The sequence below is a fragment of the Pseudoxanthobacter sp. genome (genome assembly GCF_036822375.1).
Lineage (GTDB): Bacteria > Pseudomonadota > Alphaproteobacteria > Rhizobiales > Segnochrobactraceae > Pseudoxanthobacter.
The window spans coordinates 1-4,447 of sequence record NZ_DAISHT010000254.1 but is presented as its reverse complement, the minus strand read 5'-3'; the positions used below and the strand labels follow the sequence as shown (position 1 = coordinate 4,447).

Genomic DNA, 4,447 nt, shown 5'->3' with positions numbered 1-4,447 from the left:
CGGCGTTGCCCGGCGTTGCCCGGCGTTGCCCGGCGTTGCCCGGCGTTGCCCGGCGGCGGCGAAGGTGTTCGCGGGCCGGCCTCGGCCGGGGGCGCCGGTCGGGCAAGTGCCGCACCGGCTGGTCCGCCGGCCGTTTGCGGGCCGGGCGGCGGGCGTTGCGCAGTGTGCGGCGCCGGCTGCGGGCGGGGCGGATAGCGGCGGGCGTGTCAGCCTGCCGTTGCTCTCCGGTCTTGCGTCCCCGGATGTTCGTCCACGGGTCTGCCGTGGCCGCGGGCCGTCTCTCAGAGGCCGTTCAGCTTCATGAAGGCGCGGATGCCGTCGCCGACGATCTGCACTGCAAGGGCGGCGAGCAGCACGCCGAGCAGGCGGGTGGCGATGACGCGGCCGGTATCGCCCACGAGCCGGTCGATGGGCGCGGCGGCGCGGAACACGCCGTAGGTGATCGCCATGATCAGCACGATGATGGCGATGAGCAGCGCCTGACCGGCCACCCCGGAAAACTGCGTGGCCAGCACGACCGTGGCGGAGATGGCGCCGGGGCCGGAAAGCAGCGGCACGGCAAGCGGAAACACCGCGATGCGCCGCAGTTCGTCGGCGCGCGCGGCCTGCTCGATGACCGGCGCGGCGGCACGATCCTCGCGTCTGGAAAACACCATCTCGAAGGCGATCCAGAACATCAGCAGCCCGCCGGCGATGCGGAACGCCGGCAGCGAGATTCCGAGGATGCGCAGGATCGCCGACCCGGCCACCGAGAACACGATCAGGATGCCGCCGGCGATCACCACCGCCCTGAGGCCGACCTGCCGGCGCTCGTGCGGCGCGGCCCACGAGGTGGTGACGAGGAAGATCGGCGCCAGCGCCAGCGGATCGACGATGACGAACAGTGTCGTGAAGGCGGTCAGAAGATCGGAAATGGCGAACGCACCGCTGGCCATGTGTGCCCCTTCCCTGTGTGTCCCCGCACGGACCGGTCGCAACCCCTGAGAGCCGAGTGTAGGGGCGGCGGCGCCGGGCGTCGATGGCCGGCGGGCCGGCCGCCTTGCGACGCGTTGGCCGGCCCGGCCCCGGTGCGGGGCTGCAGGGCGGCCGCGCCGCGCGGCGCGCCGGGCCGGGCCGGCGGGTGCGGGCCGCAGCCGCCGGCTGCCGGCCCCGCCCGGCGGTCTGAGCGATCCCGGCGGTCTGAGCGATCCCGGCGGGGCCTGAGCGATCCCCGGCGGGGGGCTGAGCGATCCCGGGTGCACCGGGCGGGCGGGCGGCGCCGGCCAATGAGGGCGGAAATGGGGCGTGTTGCCGCCCGGCCTTGCGGCGGGAATCGGAACCGCGGCGTAAAATATTGACGCACTTTGCCTTTCTGCGGTGGCATCGCCGCCATCCGGCGGTTGGCCAAGCCGGCTTTATCGGCTATAACCCCGGCTCGACTTCCCGCTTTGACTGATGGAATCTGATCTTGGCCGATCCGGACAAGCCAGCACCGGAAGGTGATCCCTCCGATATCAGCCCGATCTCGATCACGGACGAGATGCGCCGCTCCTATCTCGATTACGCCATGAGCGTGATCGTGAGCCGCGCGCTTCCCGACGTGCGCGACGGACTGAAGCCCGTGCATCGCCGCATCCTCTATTCGATGCACGAAATGGGCTACGAGTGGAACAAGCCCTATCGCAAGTCGGCGCGCGTCGTCGGCGACGTGATCGGTAAATACCACCCGCACGGCGACCAGTCGGTCTATGACGCGCTGGTGCGCATGGCGCAGCCGTTTTCCATGCGCGTGCCGCTGATCGACGGGCAGGGCAACTTCGGCTCGGTCGACGGCGATCCGCCCGCGGCCATGCGTTATACCGAAGTGCGGCTGGAGAAGATCGCCCAGACGCAGACGGTCGACCTCGACAAGGACACGGTCGATTTTCAGGACAACTACGACAACTCGGAACGCGAGCCTGTCGTCCTGCCGGCCCGCTTCCCCAACCTGCTCGTCAACGGTGCCGGCGGCATCGCCGTGGGCATGGCGACGAATATCCCGCCGCATAATCTGGGCGAGATCATCGATGCCTGCATCGCCCTCATCGCCGATCCGGCGATGAGCATCGAGCAGCTCATGCAGATCGTGCCGGGGCCGGATTTCCCCACCGGCGGTCTCATCCTCGGCCGTTCGGGCATCCGGCAGGCCTATCTCACCGGCCGCGGCTCGATCACCATGCGCGGCAAGGTCTCCGTCGAGACCATCCGCAAGGATCGCGAAGCCATCATCATCACCGAGATCCCCTTTCAGGTGAACAAGGCGACGATGGTGGAGAAGATTGCCGATCTGGTCCGCGAGAAGCGGGTGGAGGGCATCTCGGACCTGCGCGACGAATCCGACCGCGAGGGCATGCGCGTGGTCGTGGAGCTGAAGCGCGATGTCGTGGCCGATGTCGTGCTGAACCAGCTCTACCGCTTCTCGCCGCTGCAGACGACGTTCGGCGCCAACATGGTGGCGCTCAACGGCGGCAAGCCGGAGCTGCTCAACCTCAAGGACATGCTGACCGCCTTCATCGCCTTCCGCGAAGAAGTGATCGGCCGGCGCACCAAATATCTGCTCGGCAAGGCGCGCGACCGCGCCCATGTGCTCGTCGGCCTCGCCATTGCCGTTGCCAACATCGACGAGGTCATCCGCCTCATCCGCAATGCGCCCGATCCGGCAACGGCGCGCGCCCAGCTGATGGAGCGGCGCTGGCCGGCGCGGGACATGGCGCCGCTGCTGGCGCTGATCGACGATCCCCGCCACACGCTGGCGGAAGACGGCACCTACCAGCTTTCCGAGGAACAGGCGCGGGCCATCCTCGATCTGCGCCTGCAGCGCCTGACCGCGCTCGGCCGCGACGAGATCGCGGAAGAGCTGGAAAAGCTGGCGGTCGAAATCCGCGATTATCTGGACATCCTGCGCTCGCGCGCCCGGGTGCTGCAGATCGTGGAAACCGAACTGACCGAGATCCGCACCGAATTCGCCACGCCCCGCAGGACGGAGATCGTGGAAGGCGGCGCGGACCTTGAGGATGAGGACCTGATCCAGCGCGAGGACATGGTCGTCACCGTCAGCCACGCCGGCTATGTCAAGCGCGTGCCGCTCGCCACCTATCGCGCCCAGCGCCGCGGCGGCAAGGGCCGCACCGGCATGGCGACGCGCGAGGAGGATTTCGTCACCCGCCTGTTCGTGGCCAGCACCCACACCCCGGTGCTGTTCTTCTCCTCCCGCGGGCAGGTCTACAAGGAAAAGGTGTGGCGCCTGCCGCTGGCGGCGCCGCAGGCGCGCGGCAAGGCGCTGGTGAACATTCTCACCACCGAGACCGGCGAGCAGATCACCTCCATCCTGCCGCTGCCGGAGGACGAGGCGAGCTGGGACAAGCTGGACGTGATGTTCGCCACCCGGCGCGGCACGGTGCGGCGCAACAAGCTGTCGGATTTCGTGCAGGTCAACCGCAACGGCAAGATCGCCATGAAGCTCGACGAGGGCGATGGCATCGTGGACGTTCAGGTGTGCACCGAGAACGACGACGTGCTGCTGACCACCGCGGCCGGCCAGTGCATCCGCTTCCCCGTCACCGATGTGCGCGTGTTCAAGGGCCGCGATTCGGTCGGCGTGCGCGGCATTGCGCTGGGCGAGAGCGACACGGTCATTTCGCTGTCGATCCTGCGCCACTTCGAGGCCGCTCCGGCCGAGCGCGATGCCTACCTGAAGCGCAGCCGCGCGGTGGCCGGCGAGACGGAGGAGGCCGGCGAGGCCGACATCGAGGACAGCGGCGATCTGGTGGCCGACCTCGGCGAGGAGCTCGGCACCGAGCGTTATGCCGAGATGGGCGCGGCCGAGCAGTTCATCCTCACGGTCTCGGAACGCGGCTTCGGCAAGCGCACCTCGTCGTTCAGCTACCGCACCACCGGTCGCGGCGGCAAGGGCATCACCGCCATGGCGGTGAACGATCGCAACGGCCGCCTCGTCGCCTCGTTCCCCGTGGAGGAGAGCGATCAGCTCATGCTGGTGACCGATGGCGGCCAGCTCATCCGCGTGCCCGTGGACGGCATCCGCATCGCCGGCCGCGCCACGCAGGGTGTGATCGTTTTCAACACCGGCGAGGATGCCCGCGTCGTCTCCGTGGAGCGCGTCAGCGAGGACGAGGAAGGCGAGGGCGAGGCCGAGGGCACCGAGGGCTGATCCGGCCCGGCCTTCAGGCCGCGCCGCTCCGGCGGCAAAACATGAAAAAGCCGGCGGGTGCCCTGCACCGCGCCGGCTTTTTCTTTTGTCGGGCCGTCGCTGCGCCGGTGCGTCAGGTCAGCCAGAAGCCGTTCGGGCGGATGACCGGCGGCAGGTGCTCGCGGCCGAGGGCATCGAGCAGGTCGATCTCCAGCCGGCGGCACAGCGAATCGAGCGGCAGGTTGTTCAGCGTCAGGCGGAAGGGCTGCTCGATCTCGTCGC

General features: G+C 69.1%; 2 protein-coding genes. One reads left to right on the top strand and one right to left on the bottom strand.

The features are described from left to right. Positions 1 to 281: 281 nt before the first annotated feature. Positions 282 to 935: a MarC family protein gene (locus tag V7067_RS15895; RefSeq protein ID WP_334176879.1), complete on the bottom strand. Its 654-nt coding sequence runs from the start codon at positions 933 to 935 to the stop codon at positions 282 to 284. Between the two features lie 512 nt (positions 936 to 1,447). Between V7067_RS15895 and gyrA the strand changes: the two genes are divergently transcribed. Then, complete coding sequence (gyrA, locus tag V7067_RS15890; protein WP_334176878.1) at positions 1,448 to 4,186, top strand: DNA gyrase subunit A; 2,739 nt, start codon at positions 1,448 to 1,450, stop codon at positions 4,184 to 4,186. Positions 4,187 to 4,447 lie beyond the last annotated feature (261 nt).

Excerpts from the sequence above, each read along its gene's own strand:
- V7067_RS15895 (WP_334176879.1), bottom strand. The coding sequence starts at position 935 with ATGGCCAGCGGTGCGTTCGCCATTTCCGATCTTCTGACCGCCTTCACG.